Raw genomic sequence first — 22,421 nt, 5'->3', positions numbered from 1 at the left:
GATTAACCAGCAAGATCATTGCTGGTTGGTAATTTTGTTCAGGACGTGTGCGCAAGCAATCATCCCAAATGTAGCGGTGACTGCCGTCAACGAACCAAAGCCATTAGCACAATTTAAACCACTTATATTACTGCATTCAGATTTGCTGGTACTGATTTCATTGTCGTCAGTAGGGTAGCGTAATTGTTCGGAAGAAAATATACAGGCTATATCAAATCGTCTTTGTAAATTTCTTGGGAAGTTATGCTGAGTGCGTAACTGCTTGCGGGTTTTTGCTAGTAATGAATCACCTTCAGAACGACTGAGATCAGTGACCTTTATGCGTGAAGGGTCTACTCGTCCACCGGCACCGCCGATGGTTAGTAAGTTTATTTTGTTACTTCTGCAATAATGGATTAAAGAGGCTTTGACGCGAAATTGATCTATACAGTCAATAATATAATCGAAAGAAACGTTTAATAGTAGAGGGATATTGTCGCAAGATAAATGATCGTCAATTAAATTAATCCTGCAATCAGGGTTAATAGATTTAACACGTTCTTGCATAGCAATAACTTTCGACTGCCCTAATGTTTCTGAAAGCGCGTGTACTTGTCGGTTGATATTAGATTCTGAAATATGATCTAAATCTATTAATGTTAATTGTTGTATGCCACTGCGAGCTAATGATTCCACTACCCACGAACCTACACCGCCAATGCCGATTACACAGATATGGCTGGTAGAGATTTTTTGGTATGCTTGTTGGCCATAAAGCCGCTGTATTCCAATAAATCGTCTGGAAGTTTGTTTGCTCATGATGTGCTTATAATTGAATAAATTTATGTTCAGAGCAATAACTTATTTTTATGAAAATAATTGATACTCATTGCCATCTTGATTTTGATGCGTTCGAGCATGATCGTGATGAAGTACTTAAGCGTGCTCGTGCATATGGTTTGAGTGGATTTGTGGTTCCCGGGGTTAAGCAGGCAACATGGGAATCGCTCATATCGCTTTGTGATCAATCACAAGATATGCATTATGCTTTAGGTATGCATCCTATGTTAATACAAGAACATGAATTAGATCATATCAATAAACTGCGTGATTGTGTGGAGGCTAATAATCCTGTTGCGATAGGAGAGATTGGCTTAGATTTTCAAGATAAATCATTACAAGCAGACAAACAACTAGAGTTTTTTGAACAACAATTAAAGCTAGCATGTGATGTTAATTTGCCAGTAATCCTTCATGTGCGTAAAGCGCATGAAGAAGTATTGGCATGTATTAAGAAATTTCCTATCGTAGGTGGTATCGTGCATGCGTTTAATGGCAGCCTTAAGCAAGCAGAGTGCTATCAAACTAGTCACTTCAAATTTGGTTTTGGGGGAATGTTAACTTATGAGAGATCTTCTAAGCTAAGAAAGCTTGCGGCGGAGTTGCCAATTGATTCTATAGTATTAGAAACTGACTCGCCTGATATGACTGTTGAGCAGCATCGCGGTGAAAGGAATAGTCCGGAGTATTTGCCTCATTGTTTACAGTCGTTAGCAGAAGTAAGGTCAATGTCCGTGAATCAAGTAGCACGTCAGACTTCAATAAACGCCTGTGATGTATTAAATTTGAATATTTAATTTGCTATGGCCTATTCACACTATAATCGTTTTACGCGAACACAAAGAAGAATAGCTATCAAAAGTGATGGCTTGCCATTAATTCAGCTGGTGAAGTTGCTAGAGCTGAAGCAAATAGTTGAAGAGTTAAAGCATCAGCTAACATTAGAGAATTTACAATTTGTTGAGAGATCTAGCCAGCATCTAGTTGATGCAGTATGCCAACAATTGGAATTTTCGAGTGCGCGTGTGCATGTGCTTGAAAGGAGGCCGTATGATGACATGAGTGAGTTGCATGGTTTGTATGAGCCAGTAGATGAGGCGCGTCCACGGGCGCGAATTTATGTATGGATGCGTACGGCTAAAAGACAGCAGGTGGTTGCATTTAAAACATATTTGCGAACACTGGTGCATGAGTTATGTCATCATTTAGATTATGAATATTATGAGTTGGAAGATTCGCTACATACACAAGGATTTTTTCAGCGAGAGTCGAATATTATGAAGCAATTATTTGAGTGAGCAATGAGTGTATTAAATAACAAACTAAGCATGCCAACACGTAAAGAGGCTCTTCCAGGTAGAACTACTGTTATGGTAGTTTCACCGTTACATTTTGTGAATAATAATCCTATAAAACCACCATTCCCGAGCCATATTGAAAAAATTATATTTGGGTTGGGCTGTTTTTGGGGCGCAGAAAAAAAGTTCTGGCAAGAAGAGGGTGTTTACTCAACTGCCGTAGGATATTCTGCGGGATTCACACCTAATGCAACTTATGAAGAGGTCTGTACTGGCCTAACTGGCCACAATGAAGTTGTGTTGGTCATGTTTGATCCTAACATGGTCAGCTTTGAAAAATTACTGACAATATTTTGGGAGTCACATAATCCTACACAAGGTATGCGTCAGGGTAATGATAAAGGCACACAGTATCGTTCAGGTATTTATACTTTTAGTGAGGATCAGTTAGTGTTGGCTGAAAATTCAAAAAAACATTATGGGGCTAAATTAGGTGAATCCAATTATGGCATTATAACGACAGAGATAATGCCGGCATCCGAATTTTATTATGCTGAAGATTTCCATCAGCAGTATTTAGCAAAAAATCCAAGAGGCTACTGTGGTCTTGGTGGTTTGGGTATTAATTATTAATTGTTTGAGATTTCTCTAATTCGTTGTCTGTAAATCTGTGCCTTATTTGCTTTAATAGTATAAATCCTACAGGGCAAATGATTGCCCATTCTATGAACAAAATTAAAATACTTAAGAGTAAAGGTTCGGATAGGGTTAAAGCGCCAAGTTTATGCCCCAGCCAATAGCTGCTTGAGCCACCAAGCCCGCCAAGCAAGAACGCAAGCTTCATATTATTGCCTAACCAATTCAGGCTATGCGGAAGCATTAATGAAAATACTACCCATAAAGTAATTAGCCAGGATGGGATAACGAAGGTTGCAATATTTTCATTTGAAAATGACATTAGTCCTAGATAAGTGTTTATATGATCTATGCTTATCCCTATCAGGCTAACCGCTAGTATTATTAGTAAGTCTTGGCGGCGAGTTTTTGTCAGCATCATATGCAAAGCAATATAGAAGATGCCAACTATTACTCCTAGATTTGGTATTGAATGTGTTGCGCCATATGCACATGCAGCCCAGGTGGCCTGCAAACCGAGGAAATTAAAAATCAAGAATGCTGTTTTAACGGATAACACAATTATATTAAGCCGATAAATGATTAAAACGATTGTTTGGTTTCTTTAGCACTAAATGATGGACATCAATGATTCTGTTTTCGAATCCGGCTTGGCAATATTTCATATAGTATTCCCAGAGCCTTAAAAAAGATGTCGAGTAACCAAGTTCAATAATTTTGTCTCTGTTCGAATAAAAATTTTGATGCCATATTTTAAGTGTTTTTGCATAACTAGATGCAAAGCTCTCACTATGATAGAGAGTTAAATCCGTATGTTTAGAAATAGATGACATCATAGAACTCATGCTTGTCAAGCACCCTCCTGGGAAAACATACTTCCTAATAAAATCTGTTGAGCTAACGTAATTTTTAAAAAGATAATCAGACATGGTGATAGACTGAATTAACATGGCACCTGAAGGCTTAAGTAATTTGTTACATACACTGAAATATTCATCTATGTATTGATGGCCAACCGACTCAATCATTTCTATGGAGACTAATTTGTCGTAACTTCCAGATAAAGCGCGGTAGTCTTGTTTGATGACACTAATACGTTCGGATAGATTTAGTGAATCAACTTTGGCCTTGGCATGATCAAACTGTTGGTCAGAAATAGTTGTTGTGGTCACATGGCAGCCATAATTTTGTGCTGCATATATAGCAAATCCACCCCAGCCAGTGCCAATTTCAATGACATTGTCTGATGCTTGCAAGTTTAGTTTTTCACAAATTAATTTGAGCTTGTATTTTGATGCGCTAGAGAGATCTTCGCTATCGTTGCGAAAATAAGCAGATGAATACATCATATTTTCATCTAGGAACAACTCATATAAGTCATTGCCAATATCATAATGAGCTTTAATATTTCTTTTCGAACCTTTTAAGGTATTTCTAAGAATGTTGTTTGAAAAGCGGTTAATAGTTTTAGCGAGAGAGGCAATGCCATGTTTGAATCCAAACAAAGCATTTCTGTTGATTGTGAATATACGTAATACCTCAATTAAGTCGTCGGACGTCCACCAGCCATCAATATAGGTTTTACCTGCTGCTGGTTCACCGCCTGTAAGAATTGCTCTGAATACTCTGTTATCTTGAATGCGTATTACTGCGTTAATCTCACTTTTAGTATTGGTGTTGCCAAATTCATATAGCATTCCATTGGCGTATACTTGCAATAATCCCGTCTGAATATTTTCTAATTTCTTCAGCAGGATAGACATAGCATTATCATCTAGCCAATTGCTTCGATAATTTTCTCGTATGGGTTTATTTTGATTTGGGATAATAGACATTGTTCTACTTAATTATTTTTTGGATGAGGTACATAATCAATTCCTTTTAGCCAAAGTTTGAACGCTTGAAGGTGGATAGCGCTAACAACTTTCAAGGTCATGAGTGGAAAATTTAAAAGAGTTTTGGTTAAATTGCTTGAATTCAGTTCTAGTCTTTTAAGATTTATGGATGCGTCAAATAATTTTGATTTGTCTTTAATGCTTTCTATTCGCACATTGAGATTCTCGTTCGGGATCTGGATGTGCCAACGATAGTTAATATCCATTGTCATAAAAGGTGAGACATGAAAATCTTTATGATGATCTGGAGTAGTGAATATATCGCCATCTGTATAGCCTGTTAGTACATAGCAATGTCGTTCTTTCCATGGTGTATTAGTTACTTCAGCAACTACATGGGTGACATTTTTATTATTCTCATCAAAGCAAAAATATAGGCTAATTGGATTAAAAACATAACCAAAGTAGCGAAAGTGAGTGAGTAGTCTAATTGGGCCAACAATATCATCGTCAGTTTTTTCTTTTACAAGCGCGCGTATTGAATCTGATAGTAATGTGGATTCATTACCATGGTGATCTTTGCGATAAAAAGATGCTAGTGCTGGTGTGTTATTGGACCAGGCAAAATGGTTGTTAAATAAAGTAGGCAGTTCTTCTAAGTCTACATACATCATGAATAATGAGTATGTGAAGCTGTGAGTACGGGGCTCATAGCGACAATGATTAACTCGCCCTTTGTAAATGCAACTGTTTGTCATCAGCTTTGCACGCCTCATTAGTGAATTGTTCAATCGTGGTTAATGCGCTCCATACGCCGTCTTCATGAAAGCCATTTCTCCAATAAGCACCACAAAACCAAGTGTTTTGATTGCCATTTAGGAGACTCAAGTTCTTTTGAGCTTGTATTGCATTTTCATCAAATACGGGATGTTGATAAGCAATTTTCTTTATGATTTTGTCAGGGTCTATTCGATCAGTTAAATTTAAAGTGACAAAGTAATTTTTTTCTGTTTGCAGTGGCTGCAAACGATTCATGTAATAGGTGACTTTGGAATTAGTCGTGGCTTGCTCTGGCAATAAGTAATTCCATGAGGACCATGCTTTTCTGTTAGTTGGCATGAGTGATTCATCTGTGTGTAGTACCGCTTCGTTATACTGGTATCTGATCTTCTCTAAAGTGTGTTGTTCATTTAATGTCGGTTCTTCAAGTAATTCGAGTGCCTCATCGCTATGACAAGCAAAAATCACATGATCAAAAATCTCAGGATTCTTGTGTAGATAATGAATAATGATGCTTCCATTGTCGCGTTTGATGTATGTAATTTTCGAGTTTAGTGATATTTTCTTATGGAATGGCTGAATCAATTTATTAACATACTGTCTCGAGCCGCCAACAATTGTTTTCCACTGCGGTCTATCTTTTATATTGAGTAGGCCATGATTGTTAAAAAATGTTAAGAAGCTTTGCGCTGGATAATCATAAATGTCTTCGGTTGAAGAGGACCATATTGCAGCACCCATTGGTAAAATGTAGTAATTTTTAAAAGATTTACTAAAATTATTTAGGGCTAGAAATTCTCCTAGTGTGTGCTGTAAGTTATTTTGAGAAACATATTTTTTCGCAAGCTTATTGAATCGTAGAAAATCAAATAGTATTTGATAGGACTTAATGCGATACCAATTATTCCTATTTAGAGCTAATCCTTGAATTCCTTTTCCGCACCATTCAAATTTACTATGTTCACATTTGGCGGAGAAACTCATTTCAGAGTTATGAAGTTCAACATCTAAGGTATCTAATAAATTTTCGAAATTTGGATAAGTCCAATTATTTAGGACAATGAATCCAGTATCTATAGCAACACTTTTGTTACCCTCATTGACATCAATGGTATTTGAATGGCCGCCGACATAATTATTTTTTTCTAACACGGTAATATCGTGGTTGCTATTTAAGTGATGGGCTGCGGTCAATCCAGAGATACCTGCGCCTATGATTGCGATTTTCATTATTATTCTATGATCTTGTTAATAATTCGGAATTGAATAAAGTCTGGCAATAAAGAAATAGCTTTTAACGCGTAACTAAATCTTTTTGGAAAATGTATTTCATGTTTATTGTTTGCAATGCCATTGAGAATTTCTTTTGAGGCTTGCTGTGAGCTGATTAAGCAGGGCATAGGGAAATCATTTTTATCCGTTAGCTCTGTCTTAACAAATCCAGGGCATATCACTGATACATCAATATCATATGTTGCCAGGCTGACTTTCAATGCTCTAAATAAATTGCGAATAGCAGCTTTGCTTGCGCCATAGGCTTCTGATCTTGGTAATCCCAGGTATGCTGCAGTGCTGCTCATGCCGACTAAATGAGCATGTTTGGAATTTTTGAGTAAGGGGAGGCTGGCCTCAATTCCATAAATCATACTCATATAATTATTGTCAATTAAACGTCGAAAAAGTGCGCTATCAAATTGATCAATATCTACGTACTCGCAAGTGCCAGCATTTAAAATGGCAATATCTAGGTTGTCACATTGGTTTTTAATTTGTTTGCAGATTGCTTGATTAGACTCTTTGTTGCTTAAGTCGCCTTCTAAAATATGAATATTTTCTTGCTTGGCGCATAACTCTTTTGTCTTTTCTAGCTCAATGCGTGAGCGTGACGAAATGAATATCTCGCAGTCAATTTCAGAGAGAGCAATAGTAAGTGCGCGGCCAATACCTGATGATGCTCCAGTCAGCCAAACTACCTTGTCGTCAAAATAATCATTTAATTTTTCAGAAAGCATTGCGCACCGTTCTTACCGCTGAGCCCAAGATAGGAATTCTTTCGTAAATCAATGCGCCAAGATCATAGTAATCGCGGTGATAACAAACCTTGTTGTCTTCAAAGCGAATAAATGAAGCGCCATGTAAAGAAATTTCTTTGTTTTTAGCTAACCTTCGATGTTTTAACTTCATTTCCCATTCGAGCGAATGTTGATTGTCGTTGGAAATGTAATCTTTAATAGTGAAATGGCAATGGTCAACACTTTTGTACAAGCTTGAAAAGTAACTAGTTAATTCGCCTATCCCGCGAATATCTTTTACTGGATCAATAAATTCAATTTCATCAGTATAGATTTTTTCTAAAATCTCACTGACATTAACGCTGGATATCGAGTTAATGTTTTCAACAAAGTTTGTGATCAGGGTGTTATCCATTATTTTGATCCTGTTTAACAATAAACACTAAAACTTCACCAACATTGATGCCAAATTTTTTAATTTGTGCTTCACTGACTAGGGCATCACTATCTATTTGATAAATCCAATCATCCAATCTGACTTCAATTGGCCCATCTGCTGTGTCTATTAACAGTTGGTAAGACCAGTTAAATGTAAACCCGGATTGCTGGCCTCTAGCCTCTCCTATGACATCATTTGCTGTGCCAACACTTGTTCCGTCTTTAAGGGTTTCTAACCTCCATAGACGTTCTTGCGTTCTGCCGTCGGAGTATTTAAATAGTTCATAAAGCGTACCTTTGTTATCTTGCCACTTGCCATCAAGTTCTACGCTGAACCTTTGAGTCACTTTCCCTTGCCAGTCTTTAATTAAGCCCCATCCTTTCAATTCTCCTGTGAAGAACTCCTGCAAATCAAATTCTGGATCTGTATTTTGATAATCTTTAAGTGTTGCGCTACAAGCTGATAAGGTGAAGCTGACAACAATTGCTAATAAAAGTAACGTGAAATTAATCGTTTTCACCTAGTAGCTCCTCTCTATGTTTTTTATATTTGGCATTAATGTTTAGCCATATGTCTAAGAATGCTGTACCAAATTCTGGGTCATCTACACTGCCAAGAAATTTACTATCGGAATAAAATGCGTTACTACCATCGCTATGGTTCACAAATACTATAAAATCACCTTTATTAACATCGGGCCATATTTCTTCTAATAATTCTAACCATGCATCTAACGGATGCTCTTCTGCAAATCCAAGGCGCTGCCATTCTTTGTATGTACTGGACAGCAAACGTCTAGCTCTAATATTTTTTGCATAAGCAATCGACAATGCCGTTGCGCTAGATGCATTTCCCGCTGAATCCTTGTTTCTGAGTGACCAGTATGATGCGTCATAGATATGTAGCCCAAACTTCTTAAATTTGGCCTCACCGACTTTTTCAGTGTTATGCCACTTGCTTGAAACTACATCAGGCAGCATGATGGTATTGTTATTCTCTGCAAAGCTATTGCTAGCAAAAAACATAATGCAAGCGATTAACAATAAAATGAAATTTTCCATATCTAGGCACTTTGTATGAATCTGCCAACATACTGTCACAGGGTGGATGATCAGCGCGTGAACAAAACATTAAATATATTTAATGTTTCATTGATGGGGCAATGTAACTCTATAAAGTATTATGATGAATATCGAAGAGACTAAGTGTTTGTTATAAGATGATTTATTGATATGCGAATTTTATGTGTCGAAGATGATCAAGAATTGCTTGATTACTTGCAAAAGGGTTTAGCTGAAGATAGTCACGTTGTTGATGTGTGTATGAATGGTAAAGACGGACTCTTTCTCGCCACAACCGAGCAATATGATGTCATCCTGATTGATCGTATGCTGCCAGAAGTAGATGGTCTGACCATTATTAAAACATTGCGTGGTGCTGGTAATTTAACACCGATACTGATTTTTAGTGCTTTGGGTGAAGTGGATGACCGAGTAAAAGGGTTGCGTTCTGGTGGCGATGATTATTTGGTTAAACCTTTTGCTTTTTCAGAGTTGAGTGCGCGAATAGAAGCGCTATATCGAAGAAATAACAATTCCACAGAGTCTGAAACAGTCCTGCATGCGCGTGATGTAGAATTAAATTTACTTAAACGAGAAGCGCGACGAGGCAAAAAGGAGATAGCCTTGCAGGCAACTGAGTTTAGATTGTTAGAATATTTGTTGCGTAATAAAGGTCAAATTGTTACACGTACTATGTTGCTTGAGTATGTATGGGATTATCATTTCGATCCGCAAACAAATGTTATTGATGTTCATGTTAGTCGGCTGAGGCAAAAGATTGATAAAGATGATCCGCAATATTTAATTAAAACCAGACGTGGTTCAGGGTACATCATTGAAGACTGCTAGAGAGTATAAGAGAAGTTCTAGTTTTAAAGCAGCTAATTTCTTCTTGCTGTTGATGCTGTTTTCAGTCGTGTGTTTGAGTGTTGCGTTGTATTACTATTCTCAGCCCAATAGCGAAAATTCTAACAGTCTTATAGTGATGTTAGTTATTGCAGGTGTTTTGCCATTGTTGCTTTTAGTAATAGCTGGTTATCTTATTAGTATTTTTGTCGTAACTCGTATTAACCGTATTGCAGATACAGCAGATGAAATTATATCGACTGGCGATTTGACAAAGCGATTAAAGGTGGATTCACGATGGGATGATCTAAGTTTTCTATCACAGGTATTAAATAGCATGCTGGATAAGATTGAAAATTTAATGACGGGTGTTCAGCACATAACAGATACTATAGCTCACGATTTGCGCACACCTTTAGCTCGTTTGAGGAATAAACTGGATCATCAAAACGACGAAGAGCTTGTAAATGAAGTCGATGGATTACTTAAAACATTTAATTCCTTGCTTAGTCTTTCTAGTATTGAGTCAGGCAGGCAAACGCTTAAGTTTGTTGCCTTTGATTTGCAGGCGTTGATTGAAGATGCGGTTGGGTTGTACGATCCGCTTGCACAAGAGAAAAATCAGTTCATAACGACTAAAACATTGCATGTGTCTTACACTGGCGATAGAGATCTTATGTTTCAAGTAATAGCAAATCTGTTAGATAACGCAATTAAATTCACTCCTGAAGGAGGTGAAATTAATATTGAGATGGTACAGGACGAATTTGGGTGTAAAGTACACATCGATGATAATGGCCCTGGAATACCTCTAGAATCTAGAGATAAGGTATTTGAGCGCTTTTACCGAGATCCAAGTCAACATTCTCAGCTGGGCGTAGGCTTGGGTTTGAGTCTGGTAAATGCTGTATTGAAATTGCATAACGCGAGTATTGAATTGGTGGAAAAAAATTCTGGTCTACGCGTGACATTGAATTTGTAAATTAAGGATGATTAAAAATGAGTGGTAATTCGCATATTGTTTTCTATGATGATACATGCCCACTGTGTGATGCTGAAATTGAACATTATAAGAAAGTGCAGTCAGTTCACGATATTACTTGGATGGGGATAGATTCATCATGGGATGATATCCAGCACTACGGGTTCAGCAGAGAAACATTGTTAAAAAGAATACATGCTGTGCATAGTAATGGAACAATTGTTTCAGGTGCGGCGGCGTTTGCGCTAATTTGGAATTCGCTAAAATATTATAGAGTGCTTGGCTTTATTGTAACTAAATTTAAATTGGTCTCAGTATTGGATTATTTCTATAAGTACTTTGCAGAGTGGAGATATAAGAAAAACCGGGTGTGTAACATCAATAAATGATAATCTTTAACGCTAAGACTAGACGATTATTTGCTCATTTTAATTTTTCAACTTTAGCTAGCTTGTTATCTTTAGTGAAAAATATTTCAAATTCACCATAGATTCCATCATGGGTTAAAAATTGTCTAAGTGCATTTGCGGGAAATTGAACTGTGCGACCATCTTTTGAAGTGCAAATAACATCACGCGCTTGGCCTCGATATAATCGCGCAAATTCTTGTGTGTTAATTGCTAAAGTAACCGTTATAGAGCCCATGTGATAGCTTGAGAAACCTTGTGGATAATAAAGAGAAAATTTTTAGTAAAAGAAAAGATTATAAAGTAGGAAAGTTAGTTATGTCAGAGCTTAATGAAAATCCAATTGAGCAATTTAAGCAATGGCTGGATCAAGCGATAAATACTGATATGCCAGAGCCAACGGCCATGAATTTATCCACTTATTCTATACATGAGGGCTTGTCCTCGAGGATGGTTCTGCTTAAAAGTGTTGATGAGCAAGGATTTGTTTTTTATACCAATTACGATAGTCGAAAAGCGCAAGATATGGCTGAATATCCCCAAGTTGCTTTGTGTTTTTGGTGGGGTGCGTTAGAGCGGCAAGTACGGGTAGAAGGAAAAGTAGAGAAAGTGAGTGAGCAGGAAAGTGATGACTACTTTAATTCTCGCCCTCGCGGGAGTCAGATCGGTGCCATTGCTTCAAAACAAAGTAGCGTTATGAATACTTATAAAGAATTACGTGATCAGGTAGATAAAGTAGAGCAAAAGTATCAAGACCTGGTTGTTATTCCCAGACCTGGGTTTTGGGGAGGCTATCGAGTGGTGCCAACAGCGATTGAATTCTGGCAAGGTAGACCAAGTCGATTACACGACCGATTAAAATATATTAGGAGAGCTAACGGAGACTGGACAATAGAAAGACTGTCTCCGTAAGAAGATTAACTGTATAGGATATGCCACTCAGGTGAGGGCTTAACTTTTTCTGGCCAGAATGTTTTTTCTGCGTCACCGGCGATTAGCTCTTCACATTTTTTACATGCTTCGCCATATGTCATTTGCTCATCGAACTTGCCAGTTTGAAAGTCGTACTTATGCTTCCAGGCGATGATATAGCCTGTGTCTTCATCACGCTTGATGAGGTTTTCATTCGTCATTGAGATTCCCTTTCGTTCCTTGGACTTCTGCGAAATATAATTATATTAGGGTTCGCTAAAAAAGATTGGTCATTTTAGACATCTAACCGCTCTTGTCTAGTATAAATTTCTCAAATAGCGCGTATTGTCCAAAAATGATGCAATTTTGTAAAATCTATATAAAACAATAGGTTAATGTATTTTTCTGTGCTTATGTAGCTTTTTTACTACTGAAAGTACACAAAATCAGTTATTTGCGCAGTTTTAAAACAAAGGCATACATCAGTGCGACCTCTTTGAGGCTATCAAATCTACCGGATGCGCCAGCATGTCCCGCATCCATATTGGTTTTCAATAAAACCACATTATTATCGGATTTATGCTCACGTAATTTTGCTATCCATTTAGCAGGTTCCCAGTAGGTTACACGTGGATCTGTGAGACCTGCAGTGATTAATAGATGTGGGTATTGCTGGGCTTGGACATTGTCATAAGGTGAATAACTTTTAATGTAATTGTAATCGTCAGCCTGGGTAATAGGGTTTCCCCATTCAGGCCATTCTGGTGGAGTTAAAGGTAATGTGTCATCGCACATAGTATTAAGTACGTCTACAAAAGGGACGTCTGCAATCGCAGAATGAAATAAATCAGGCTGGAGATTAATTGCCGCGCCAATTAGCATGCCTCCAGCTGAGCCTCCGTGTACAGTGATATTCCCTTTGGACGTGTACTTACTTTCTGCTAGATATTGTCCTGCGGCAATAAAATCAGTGAAAGTATTTTTCTTGTTTTTAAGCTTGCCATCAGTGTACCAAGAATACCCTAATTCCATGCCGCCACGAATATGTGCAATAGCGTAGACGTAGCCACGGCTTACTAAACTTAATCTTGTCGTTGAAAAACTTGCAGGCATGCTGCTGCCATAAGAGCCGTAACCGTAAAGCACTAATGGTGCGCTGCCATCAATGGGTGTATCTTTTTTAACAAGTAATGAAATAGGGATGTTTGTTCCATCTTGTGCACATGCAAAAATACGTTTAGTGACATAGTCTTTGGGGTTGTGTCCTGAGGGTACTTCTTGCTGTTTGCGTAATTCGCGTGTGCGATGCTGCATGTCGAAATCATATATCTGACTAGGTGTTGTCATTGATGTATATGAAAAACGTACAGTCGTGGTATCAAATTCTAGCCCTGGATCTATACCTAATTCATAAGCTTCTTCGTCAAATTCAATAGCGTATTCTCCTGAATTAGAATCTAAGGGCGCGACAATAATTTTTGGTAATCCTTGGCGGCGTTCGTATCGCACCAAGTATTCTTTGAACATATATATATCTTTTAATAATGTACCTTCTGCCGGTAAATAATAATCTTGCCAGTGTTCGCGCTGTGTTTTATTCAATGGTGAGCACATTATTTTGTAATCAATACAATTATCTGCATTAGTAGTGATGTACCAAGTGTCGCTATGGTCAGTAATGGAATATTCAATATTGGAGAAACGTTCTTGAAATAATTTGCATGCTTGTTTGGGTTTGTATGCGTCTAGATAATGAGTTTCGCTAGTTGTATGGTCGTGTGCGGAGATTAAGATAAAACGATTTGACTCGGTGCGGTCTAAACCAACAAAGAAACCTGGGTCTTTTTCTTCGTACACCAATTTATCTTGTTGGGTAGATGTGTTTATAGTGTGGCGAAACACTTTGTCTGGGCGATGATTGGAGTCTAGTGTGGTGTAGAAAAGAGTTTCGCTATCCATCGCCCAGACAAAGTCACCTTGAATGTTTTCAATTGTCTCTTTTAAGTATTTGCCTGTTTCTAGGTCTAAGATATAAAGCGTGTAAAACTCTGAGCCTTTAATGTCAATGCAGTAAGCCAGAAAGCGGTGGTTTGGGCTGTGTTCACATTCACCGATATCAAAATAATCATATTTTTTAGAAAGAGTATCCGCATCTAGTATGATTTCTTCTTTGCCAGGAGTTTTGTAACGACAATATAAAGAGTGTTCTGCGCCGACAGTGTAACGATAATAATAATGATAAATACCATCTTTGCTGGGGACGGATGAGTCGTCTTCTTTAATGCGGGCTTTCATCTCCTCGAATAAAGAATCTTGTAATTGTTCGGTGTCTTGCATCCAGTCCTTTGTGAATGCATTCTCTTGCTCTAGATAGTCGCGTATATCTCCTCGTAATAAAGAAGGGTCACGCATGACTTGTTGCCAATTGGGGTCGCGCAACCAAGCATATGGGTCGTTTCTTGAGTCGCCGTGCATGGTAACTATGTGAGATATCTTTTTTGCAATAGGTGCTTTCATTTAATTTATAGTGTCAAGTTATGAGTATTGCTAAATCGCCGTTGATAGTTAGTAGTCAAACTTCGCCACATAAAAATCTGGCCAAGTTGATTATGAAGTATCAAAATTCTTTGTATCAGGATTCTATACCTAAGCATGCAATAAATGCATTTGATATTGCCAATGAATTTGTACTGTCAGATAAAGTAATATTGGATAGTGGTTGTGGAACTGGTGAGAGTAGTTACCGCTTAGCAAAAAAATTTCCTCAGCATAAAGTGATTGCTGCTGATAAGTCGAATGAACGTCTACAACGACGTCATGCAAATGGAGAACAGCCAGACAATTTATTATTTGTGCAAATTGACTGCGTTCATTTATGGCGCTTAATTAAACAGGCATGCTGGAACATTGAAAGGCATTATTTATTTTACCCAAATCCATGGCCAAAGCCTGGTCACTTGCAGCGTCGCTGGCATGGCCATCCAATTTTCCCGGTACTGTTATCTTTAGGTGGTTTGATGATAATGCGTACTAACTGGAATGTTTATGCCCATGAGTTTGTGAAAGCATTGCAACTGAGTGGTTTAGGTGATATTGAGATGAAGCAATTAGAGTTGGATGTTGATGTCGCATTTACACCGTTTGAAAGAAAATACTTGCAAAGTGAGCACCAACTATATGAAGTCAGATGTTTGATTTCATATTGTTAATTTTCTGCTTCTAGTTCTGTATGCCACTGTGCTCGAATTACATTGTTAGTTGCAATGCTTGCACCTTTGGGCCCACTGTGGCTAATTTGTGCTGATTGAGGGCCTAAGGCATATTGATAATATTGGACTGCAGCAGTAGAAAAATCTTTGCATGTGAATGGAAGTTCGCTGCGTACTTCAAATTCACCCTCTTCTTTAATGAGTTCAATATCTGCCATTAGGTGAGAATGAAATTGCTGATTAAATTCAACGTCGAATAGTATTTTAGCAATTTCTTTGGGTGTGCCGCTGGTATCAACAATATCTGGAAATAAACCGTGAAAAACAAATTTTGCTTTGCTCATTGTATATTTCCTCTTATACCCGCATATTAATTAGATACTAAACTCTCACGAAAGTGCTAACAATGGAATACAAACTAGATACAGATGTTGCTAAATTTGAGATACATCAAGAACCTCATGGTTTGTGGGATTTGTGGGTGGATGGAATGCCAACGTTAACATTTGAATCTCCTGAAGAAGCTGCACGCTCCGTCTATAATAAACATACAGGTTATGTGATTTGGGATCAGCTAGATGAGCACGATGCGCCTGAGGATATCAATGGTTGGATTAAATACGAGTAATACATCTTATGGGTCGATATCGTCCACCAGCAGCGCCTAAATCAAAATATATTACTGCAGAAGGTAAAGACCGATTGCAGAAAGAGTACGATTATTTGTGGACGGTTAAACGTCCCAAGGTCACCCGTTCAGTTCAGGAAGCTGCAGCACAAGGCGATCGTTCAGAGAATGCAGAATATATTTATGGCAAAAAACAATTGCGCGAAATTGATTACCGTGTGCGATATTTGCAAAAACGATTAGGTGATATCACTGTGGTTAATACTGTGCCTAGTGATACAGGCTGTATCTATTTTGGCGCATGGGTGACGCTTCAAGATGAGCAGGGAGAACAGTCAGAATATCGCATTGTTGGGCCTGATGAGTTTGATGATTCTCCTGAATATATCAGTATGGACTCTCCGCTTGCACGCGCTCTAATGAAAAAACGCATAGATGATGAGGTCTCTGTAATCTTGCCCAATGGAACTCAGGTCTTCTGTATAATGTCTATTAGGTATGCATTAAGCCCTACAGAGAGTGTAGATAATGAAACTGAATGAAATTGCAATTTTGATGGTTGTGTTGTGCATGCTTGCTATAGAGACGCAGGCGCAACAGCTATATAAATGGGTTGATGCTCAAGGTGTAACGCATTATTCAGAGACATTGCCTAGTCAGGATATTGATCATGCTACGTTTGAATTCACAGAAGATTATCAAGTGTCTAACTCTCAAGATGACTACTATTCAATTCAAAATCAATTGAAGCGCTTGCAAGAAAGGCGTGCCCAACAGCGTGCTGAAAAACAGCAGGCTTTGAAAGAGAAAGAAGTTAAGCAACAGGTGCCTGAGATAATTTATGTACAAGCTCATGAGCCAGAGGGTCGCTATTATTTGCCAGTATATTATCCGCGCTATAACTCGTATCACTACAATAAGCACTATAATGGGTATCGTCCAAAACATCGGTCCCAAAAACCATATTTAGATAAGCCTCGTTCTGGAATCTCTCAAAAAGTTAAAGTGAACCGCTCTGGCGCTGTATTTTCAGCAACTCGATAATTGATAGTGATATAAACTTCTATACTTCATACAACAGTGGGTTTAGTTCGCCCACGGTTTTTGCTAATGTACGCTGCCTCTCATTTGTACAATTACACAATTCAGGATGCGCTGCATGAGTCAGATCGTTTTACATCTCGGTGAAGAATATATAAAAGAAGATCTCGAATACTATTTTTCTGGTGAGCGCGATAAAAATAACCAGGTACGTCCCGATAGGTCTATTTATAGTATGACCCCCTTTAGTCAACATATTGAGATGGATTTTGATGACGGAGAAGTAGGAAATTTTTTCTATCCGGTTTTGCCGGACGCATTAGATAGAATTTATATAGGCATCAGTGTGTCTTTGTTTGCTAATCATTGGGGTGCGTCTTTCATATTGGAGCTGCTCAAGCACCTCAAGCCTGGTGGCTCAATTATTGTTCCAGTATATCCAGAAGGCCAGGCGGCTGAGAAAGATTTTTGGTCGCGTAGTTTTTTAGAGAATATATTCCTCAGTCGTGCACGTTGGACAGGGTTTAGTAATATAACTGCCGAAAATGATGGTGTTATGTCTATACGTGTAGGCAGAAAATGGCCGGCGCCCATGCCAAGTAGTATCGAGTGGTTTTTTAAAGAACGTAGTAATTTGTTATTAGCAAGTATCCAAACAGAGAATAGTGCTAGTGATATAAGCAAGCATCTAAAGCAAACGTTTATACCTCTATGTAAAATGATCTGGGATGAGTACTCAACTAGTGCAGTAACTGAAAAAATTATTGCTGATTATGTGGGTAAGAATCAGGACAGCGAAATGCTGCATGTGGGGACTGATTATGGGATGCTCTCTAACGACGTAATTTTGTCATCATTAGTAAAGGTCCATAAAGCACATAGCTGGCATATTGGCGATTACGATACTAGCTTAGCTAATAGTATTTATCGCTATTTTTCTGCACACACTCAAGATCAACATCAAATGGACTATTCGAGCATAGATAATATTTCTTTCGATGGCGCACATAATGTGGTTGTAATAAGTGGCCTGTATTCAAGAGTTAGTGACAAACAGTATAAACAGTTATTACATGATGCTTGGAAGCATTTATCTGTAAATGGTGTGTTGATTGTTCATGAAGATATGGCTACTGATAAAATTGGCATTACTAATTTAGAAGCCATGATGACAGAGATTGGGGAAGTATCATATCATTCTGCAATTGCAGCACGTAAGATTGAGCCGTCAGTGGAAATCAGCCAATATTCATTGGCTGTGGAAGAAAACTTGAGGCAAGAAAAATTAACTAAACAGAATGTGTTCCGAGTGATACACAAAGTCTAGTTATCTATTCTAGGTTTTTGCGTGAGAAAGGAAAGAAACTTCGGTTAGCTACATTAATTTATATTCGTTGTACTCAGCCCATCCGTTCACTTTACGGCGATCTTTGCCAGAGCGTCGTGGAGCCTTATTAATTTCAAATCGAACTAATTCACGCCTTTCACTGGCCTCTATGCGACGTTCAGCTAAACGTCGTTCTTTGCCTATATATGGATTGTTCATTTGGTTGATTCCTTCTTCCGAAAGTCGGCTATCTCTTTGAGTGTCGCTAATCGGATCATTATCCATTAAACGCATGCCGGTATCCATCCTCATAAAGTCAGTATTGGTTACAATCATCTCCGAATCTATTAAAATTCTCTACCAAAATATCTTAAGTATGTTAAAAATATATTTGTGGAGTGATTCACTATTTCACCTATCTAGTCCATAGTGTAAGTCGATGCGACCAGTAAATGTTTGAAGGGTTGCGCAATTTTTAACTAAACAAGGGCGTATAAAGTAGATTAATTGAAATAATTAGATGAAATCACAATTCATGAACTGGTCAGCGTTTAGTGTCACTAGCGCATTACTAACTTTCACGGCGATAGCACTCATTGCTACAAACGCGGATGCTGCGGGATTATATAAGCAGCGTGAGCAATATATGCAAGCGCGTCATGCGCTGGCCGTTGGGAATTTGACTGACTTCGAATATCTAGCAACACAATTAAAAGATTATCCTCTATATCCTTATTTGAGATACGAAGAATTACGTCGCCGAATATCGTCAGCGCCAGAAAAAGATATTCGAGCTTTCTTGGATGATTATTCCTTTATTCCCGCGACGCGAAGGATTAGACAAGCTTGGCTCAATGAATTGATGAAAAGAGGTCAGCATGTAAAGTTCCAGCAATATTATGAACACTCAAATGACGTTGCTCATAACTGTTTTGACCTTCAAGCACGTATGGGAGCAGGTAAAGCACCAGATGCCATTGATGAAATCAAAGCATTTTGGTTGGTTGGTAAGTCACAGCCGGAGCAGTGTGACCCATTGTTTGCTTGGTTGGAGAAGCAAGGCCATATGAATGATGATTTGATTTGGCAACGTATTGATCTGGCAATGGCCAAGCGTGATCTCAAATTGGCAAAATATCTGGCGGCTAAATTATCCACAAAACAAATACATTGGTTCGCGCGGTTTAATAGTGTGCACCGAGATCCTAAGAGAATTTTAACCGACCCGGACCTTAAGAAAGATCATCCTTTAGCAAGGAAGATAATTGCTTATGGTGCACGCCGATGGGCGAGACAAGATGTTTCTTCCGCTACCAGTGCATGGCGGAAACTTAGTGATAAATATCAGTTTTCTCAAGAGCAGCGCCTCCATACAGAGGCTGATATGGCATTATCGGCTTCATTTCGACATCACCCACTTGCTGCAGAGTTGATGCAGCAGCTACCTGCGGATATCAAAGATGTTGAAGTTCAGCAATGGCGAGCCCGTTCAGCCATGCGTGCTAATGATTGGCCCGCAGTGTTGAGAAGCATTGTTTTAATGGATATAGAAACTAAACAGCAGCTAGAGTGGAAATACTGGCGTGCACGCGCACTTGAAGAAATGGGTATTCATGCAGATGCTGAGTTTATTTATCAAATAATTGCCCAAGAGCGAGATTACTACGGTTTCTTAGCTGCAGATCGCATTCAGACGCCTTATGAGATGAACGATCAGCCATTACAGTTTACGGATTTTGAAATTGGTAGAGTGTTAGATTATCCGCCGTTAATTCGTGCGCGTGAATTATTAGAAGCGGGACAAACAGGACACGCTTATAGTGAGTGGAAATATCTAACGGCTGGGTTTGATAAAAAGAAATTACAAATAGCAGCATATATTGCGCACCAATGGGACTGGCATCACACTGCCATATTCACTGTAGCAAGAGGGAAACATTATGATGACTTGCAGCTACGTTTTCCTCAGCCATATGATGATATTGTTGTAAAAAATGCAAAACGATTCTCACTGACGCCTGAATATGTCTACGGTGTTATGAGGCAAGAAAGTGCAATGAATAGTATCGCTAGATCACATGCGGGTGCACGAGGATTAATGCAGTTGATGCCAGCGACTGCCAAAGATGTAGCTAAGAAGTTAAACATTAAATCACCCAATCGTAACGCGTTACTTGGACCTAAGCTAAATGTACAATTAGGTAGTAAGTATCTGCGTTTAATGTTGGACCGATATGATGATCAACAAGTGCTTGCTACTGCATCCTATAACGCAGGGCCTCATCGAGTGAAACGCTGGTTACCTCCAAAGGAAAAAATGTCTGCAGATGTTTGGGTAGATACAATTCCTTATGATGAAACGCGAAAGTATGTACGACGTGTGATGGCTTATTCAACTGTCTACGAATGGAAGATGGCACAAAAAACGACACGTTTACAATCGCGTATGCCCCCAATACCTGCAAAATAATCATTTGCAGCAAGAAACCGAAAAAATTATAGAATTTTGGTTCGGCTCATTAAAGAGCATGACTGACCTTGCGCAAGATAAATCAGCAATGTGGTTTGTTAATGGTTCGGATTATGATGACATGATCCGTGAAAATTTTCTTTCTATTTATAAGCAAGCATGTGATGGGCACTTAGAGGCGTGGCAAGAGTCACCTCGAACGTTATTGGCGCTAATCATATTACTAGACCAATTTTCTCGTCATATATATAGAAATAGTGCGCAATCATTTGCTCAAGATCAAAAAGTTGTCGAAATTGTTAAGAAAGGAATAGATGAGGGATTAGATCAATCATTATATTTTATCGAGCGAAAATTCTTCTATATGCCATTAATGCATGCTGAAGATATTGTCACTCAGGAACTCGCAGTATCCATGTTTACTAAACTACGCGATGAGGTCCCTGATGAGTTGAAACATGTCTTCTCGAAATCCCTCAGTTTTGCTGAAAGCCATTTCTACGTAATTTCAAACTTTGGTCGTTTCCCGGAATTGAATCAAATATTGGGTCGTGAAAGCACTCCTGCTGAAATTGAATTTCTTGCGACGGGTAAATATCGTTTCCTATGATAATTAGATTATCTTTCATGAACAGCATGCAGTAAATGTATGAGAAAACGTTTGAGCTATCAAATAATTAATTAAAATCTAGTATTCCGTATTTGTTAGTCTGCTGATCTCTGAATTAGCCGAACTAAGATTTTAAATGGGTTAATGAAAATTCTTCTATCCAAGGGCTAGATAGATCTGGTTCTAAAAATCCACAATGGCCGCCGTGATCAGTGAGCAGAATGTTTAAGTGTTTATTTTCTGCGAGCTTTGCTTGGTCTTGCCAAGGAATAATAGGGTCATCTTTGCTAAAAATAATATTTGCTGTGGATTGCAGTGTACTAAGTCTGTCGTTTGCTATTGAGTAGCCGTTTAAGTATGAGTCTAAATCTTTGAATCCTGCATATTGTGTTGCAAGATTTTCTGTTGCTTGGCGTAGGTTTTTACATTTATCGAAGGTTTGTTTTGAATATATATGTGGAAATGCGTTTACTTTTTGGTAAAAAGAACTTTTCCATCGTTGCATAAAATAATTTCTATAAACAAGCAGTGAACTTTCTAATGCTTGCAAAGTGTGATTTGGATCTACCACTGGACAGAAAGCGATAGTTGCATTTAAAGCTAGTTGTTCATGAGTGGTAAATGCATTAATGCGTAGAGCAAAATTAGCGCCTAGTGAAAAACCAATTAGTGAAATTGGCTGATTGAACTCATGATGTATATAGATACAGGCGTTTATCACCTCCTGTATTCTGCAAGAGTGGAATATTTTTTCGTTTAAATGGTGTGAATTACCATGGTCGCGTAAGTTCAAGCGCACGACATGAAAACCTTGTTTGAACAAATAGTCACCCAATGTGACTAAATATAGAGAGTCTGAGCAACCCAGCCAACCATGTAGAAGCACAACAACAGGTGCGTCATTTTGATCTTGTTGATTATATTGTGCTGATAAACGAATACCATGTCCTGCGGGAATTATTTTCTCCTCGGCATGTTTGCGAAAAAATTTACTTTTACGGTGCGCTGCTAATTTGCGCGCTGGGGAGCTGGCTAAGATGCTATTGGTATGACCGTTGCGGAATATTCCTTTTCCAATATAAGGTTTCATAATTGATTTCCACAAGCGT

The 22,421-nt window shown here is 38.4% G+C and carries 29 protein-coding genes; 14 read left to right on the top strand and 15 right to left on the bottom strand.

Features of this window, described 5'->3' with window-relative positions:
• Window positions 1-15: 15 nt before the first annotated feature.
• Window positions 16-798: a tRNA cyclic N6-threonylcarbamoyladenosine(37) synthase TcdA gene (gene tcdA, locus R8G33_07305; GenBank protein MDW3095460.1), complete on the bottom strand. Its 783-nt coding sequence runs from the start codon at window positions 796-798 to the stop codon at window positions 16-18.
• Between the two features lie 50 nt (window positions 799-848).
• Here tcdA and R8G33_07300 point away from each other — a divergent pair, with 50 nt between their 5' ends.
• From R8G33_07300 to msrA, 3 genes are read left to right on the top strand one after another with little or no spacing between them, the layout of a single operon-like run.
• The gene (locus tag R8G33_07300) at window positions 849-1,616 is read left to right on the top strand and encodes a TatD family hydrolase (protein ID MDW3095459.1); all 768 of its coding nucleotides are present in this window, start codon (window positions 849-851) and stop codon (window positions 1,614-1,616) included.
• Window positions 1,617-1,622: 6 nt separating this feature from the next.
• Window positions 1,623-2,117 (top strand): hypothetical protein, encoded by a 495-nt coding sequence (locus R8G33_07295; protein MDW3095458.1) that lies wholly within the window; start codon window positions 1,623-1,625, stop codon window positions 2,115-2,117.
• A gap of 3 nt (window positions 2,118-2,120) precedes the next feature.
• Window positions 2,121-2,750, top strand: coding sequence for a peptide-methionine (S)-S-oxide reductase MsrA (msrA, locus tag R8G33_07290; protein MDW3095457.1), 630 nt, complete (start codon window positions 2,121-2,123; stop codon window positions 2,748-2,750).
• Here the strand turns inward: msrA and R8G33_07285 are convergent.
• The 8 genes from R8G33_07285 to R8G33_07250 are packed head-to-tail and all read right to left on the bottom strand — an operon-like array spanning window position 2,740 to window position 8,880.
• Window positions 2,740-3,312 (bottom strand): DUF2878 domain-containing protein, encoded by a 573-nt coding sequence (locus tag R8G33_07285; protein ID MDW3095456.1) that lies wholly within the window; start codon window positions 3,310-3,312, stop codon window positions 2,740-2,742. The genes msrA and R8G33_07285 overlap by 11 nt on opposite strands.
• Window positions 3,313-3,319: 7 nt before the next feature.
• Entirely contained in the window at window positions 3,320-4,588 is a 1,269-nt protein-coding gene (locus R8G33_07280) for a cyclopropane-fatty-acyl-phospholipid synthase family protein (GenBank protein MDW3095455.1), read from the bottom strand.
• Between the two features lie 8 nt (window positions 4,589-4,596).
• A complete protein-coding gene (locus R8G33_07275) occupies window positions 4,597-5,346 on the bottom strand; it encodes a DUF1365 domain-containing protein (protein MDW3095454.1) in 750 nt (249 codons plus the stop codon).
• Window positions 5,312-6,598, bottom strand: coding sequence for an FAD-dependent oxidoreductase (locus R8G33_07270; GenBank protein MDW3095453.1), 1,287 nt, complete (start codon window positions 6,596-6,598; stop codon window positions 5,312-5,314). Before R8G33_07270 ends, R8G33_07275 begins: the two co-directional genes overlap by 35 nt.
• 2 nt (window positions 6,599-6,600) lie before the next feature.
• Complete coding sequence (locus R8G33_07265) at window positions 6,601-7,380, bottom strand: SDR family NAD(P)-dependent oxidoreductase (protein MDW3095452.1); 780 nt, start codon at window positions 7,378-7,380, stop codon at window positions 6,601-6,603.
• Window positions 7,370-7,795, bottom strand: a complete 426-nt coding sequence (locus tag R8G33_07260; protein MDW3095451.1) for a nuclear transport factor 2 family protein — start codon at window positions 7,793-7,795, stop codon at window positions 7,370-7,372. Before R8G33_07260 ends, R8G33_07265 begins: the two co-directional genes overlap by 11 nt.
• A complete protein-coding gene (locus tag R8G33_07255) occupies window positions 7,788-8,339 on the bottom strand; it encodes a DUF3833 family protein (protein MDW3095450.1) in 552 nt (183 codons plus the stop codon). Before R8G33_07255 ends, R8G33_07260 begins: the two co-directional genes overlap by 8 nt.
• Window positions 8,326-8,880, bottom strand: coding sequence for a chalcone isomerase family protein (locus R8G33_07250; protein ID MDW3095449.1), 555 nt, complete (start codon window positions 8,878-8,880; stop codon window positions 8,326-8,328). Before R8G33_07250 ends, R8G33_07255 begins: the two co-directional genes overlap by 14 nt.
• 171 nt (window positions 8,881-9,051) lie before the next feature.
• On the opposite strand from R8G33_07250, the gene R8G33_07245 reads away from it, so the two are divergent.
• The 3 genes from R8G33_07245 to R8G33_07235 are packed head-to-tail and all read left to right on the top strand — an operon-like array spanning window position 9,052 to window position 11,097.
• On the top strand, window positions 9,052-9,729 hold the full coding sequence (locus R8G33_07245; protein MDW3095448.1) for a response regulator transcription factor: 678 nt from the start codon (window positions 9,052-9,054) through the stop codon (window positions 9,727-9,729).
• Window positions 9,698-10,708: an ATP-binding protein gene (locus tag R8G33_07240; protein ID MDW3095447.1), complete on the top strand. Its 1,011-nt coding sequence runs from the start codon at window positions 9,698-9,700 to the stop codon at window positions 10,706-10,708. The genes R8G33_07245 and R8G33_07240 overlap by 32 nt, the downstream gene beginning before the upstream one ends.
• A gap of 17 nt (window positions 10,709-10,725) precedes the next feature.
• A complete protein-coding gene (locus tag R8G33_07235; protein MDW3095446.1) occupies window positions 10,726-11,097 on the top strand; it encodes a DUF393 domain-containing protein in 372 nt (123 codons plus the stop codon).
• Between the two features lie 34 nt (window positions 11,098-11,131).
• Here the strand turns inward: R8G33_07235 and R8G33_07230 are convergent, their stop codons facing one another.
• Window positions 11,132-11,353 carry a DUF2835 domain-containing protein gene (locus tag R8G33_07230; protein ID MDW3095445.1) on the bottom strand — a complete coding sequence of 74 codons (222 nt, stop codon included), beginning with the start codon at window positions 11,351-11,353 and terminating at the stop codon, window positions 11,132-11,134.
• Between the two features lie 20 nt (window positions 11,354-11,373).
• Here R8G33_07230 and pdxH point away from each other — a divergent pair, with 20 nt between their 5' ends.
• Window positions 11,374-12,027, top strand: coding sequence for a pyridoxamine 5'-phosphate oxidase (pdxH, locus tag R8G33_07225; protein MDW3095444.1), 654 nt, complete (start codon window positions 11,374-11,376; stop codon window positions 12,025-12,027).
• Between the two features lie 5 nt (window positions 12,028-12,032).
• On the opposite strand, the gene R8G33_07220 is transcribed toward pdxH, so the two are convergent.
• Window positions 12,033-12,248, bottom strand: a complete 216-nt coding sequence (locus R8G33_07220) for a hypothetical protein (GenBank protein MDW3095443.1) — start codon at window positions 12,246-12,248, stop codon at window positions 12,033-12,035.
• A gap of 229 nt (window positions 12,249-12,477) precedes the next feature.
• Complete coding sequence (locus tag R8G33_07215; GenBank protein MDW3095442.1) at window positions 12,478-14,544, bottom strand: S9 family peptidase; 2,067 nt, start codon at window positions 14,542-14,544, stop codon at window positions 12,478-12,480.
• A gap of 20 nt (window positions 14,545-14,564) precedes the next feature.
• Here R8G33_07215 and R8G33_07210 point away from each other — a divergent pair, with 20 nt between their 5' ends.
• Window positions 14,565-15,236, top strand: coding sequence for a methyltransferase domain-containing protein (locus R8G33_07210; GenBank protein MDW3095441.1), 672 nt, complete (start codon window positions 14,565-14,567; stop codon window positions 15,234-15,236).
• On the opposite strand, the gene R8G33_07205 is transcribed toward R8G33_07210, so the two are convergent.
• On the bottom strand, window positions 15,233-15,580 hold the full coding sequence (locus R8G33_07205) for a hypothetical protein (protein MDW3095440.1): 348 nt from the start codon (window positions 15,578-15,580) through the stop codon (window positions 15,233-15,235). The two genes, R8G33_07210 and R8G33_07205, sit on opposite strands and share 4 nt — an antisense overlap.
• A 62-nt stretch (window positions 15,581-15,642) precedes the next feature.
• On the opposite strand from R8G33_07205, the gene R8G33_07200 reads away from it, so the two are divergent.
• The 4 genes from R8G33_07200 to R8G33_07185 all read left to right on the top strand — a co-directional run bounded on the left by R8G33_07200 (window position 15,643) and on the right by R8G33_07185 (window position 18,232).
• Entirely contained in the window at window positions 15,643-15,864 is a 222-nt protein-coding gene (locus tag R8G33_07200) for a hypothetical protein (GenBank protein ID MDW3095439.1), read from the top strand.
• An 8-nt stretch (window positions 15,865-15,872) separates the two neighbouring features.
• Entirely contained in the window at window positions 15,873-16,406 is a 534-nt protein-coding gene (gene greB / locus R8G33_07195) for a transcription elongation factor GreB (protein MDW3095438.1), read from the top strand.
• Window positions 16,393-16,908: a DUF4124 domain-containing protein gene (locus tag R8G33_07190; GenBank protein MDW3095437.1), complete on the top strand. Its 516-nt coding sequence runs from the start codon at window positions 16,393-16,395 to the stop codon at window positions 16,906-16,908. Before greB ends, R8G33_07190 begins: the two co-directional genes overlap by 14 nt.
• A gap of 115 nt (window positions 16,909-17,023) precedes the next feature.
• Window positions 17,024-18,232 carry a hypothetical protein gene (locus R8G33_07185; protein MDW3095436.1) on the top strand — a complete coding sequence of 403 codons (1,209 nt, stop codon included), beginning with the start codon at window positions 17,024-17,026 and terminating at the stop codon, window positions 18,230-18,232.
• A 48-nt stretch (window positions 18,233-18,280) separates the two neighbouring features.
• Here R8G33_07185 and R8G33_07180 read toward each other — a convergent pair whose 3' ends face one another.
• The gene (locus R8G33_07180; protein MDW3095435.1) at window positions 18,281-18,568 is read right to left on the bottom strand and encodes a hypothetical protein; all 288 of its coding nucleotides are present in this window, start codon (window positions 18,566-18,568) and stop codon (window positions 18,281-18,283) included.
• Between the two features lie 184 nt (window positions 18,569-18,752).
• On the opposite strand from R8G33_07180, the gene R8G33_07175 reads away from it, so the two are divergent.
• Together R8G33_07175 and R8G33_07170 are read left to right on the top strand one after the other, a co-directional pair.
• Window positions 18,753-20,702, top strand: a complete 1,950-nt coding sequence (locus R8G33_07175) for a transglycosylase SLT domain-containing protein (protein MDW3095434.1) — start codon at window positions 18,753-18,755, stop codon at window positions 20,700-20,702.
• Between the two features lie 4 nt (window positions 20,703-20,706).
• Window positions 20,707-21,312 (top strand): DUF924 family protein, encoded by a 606-nt coding sequence (locus R8G33_07170; GenBank protein ID MDW3095433.1) that lies wholly within the window; start codon window positions 20,707-20,709, stop codon window positions 21,310-21,312.
• Between the two features lie 124 nt (window positions 21,313-21,436).
• Here R8G33_07170 and R8G33_07165 read toward each other — a convergent pair whose 3' ends face one another.
• On the bottom strand, window positions 21,437-22,402 hold the full coding sequence (locus R8G33_07165) for an alpha/beta fold hydrolase (GenBank protein MDW3095432.1): 966 nt from the start codon (window positions 22,400-22,402) through the stop codon (window positions 21,437-21,439).
• Window positions 22,403-22,421: the final 19 nt, after the last annotated feature.

This window comes from Gammaproteobacteria bacterium (genome assembly GCA_033344735.1).
Classification (GTDB): Bacteria; Pseudomonadota; Gammaproteobacteria; order UBA4575; family UBA4575; genus UBA1858.
Note: the sequence above shows the minus strand (reverse complement) of the source record. Positions and strands in the feature narration are given on the sequence as shown.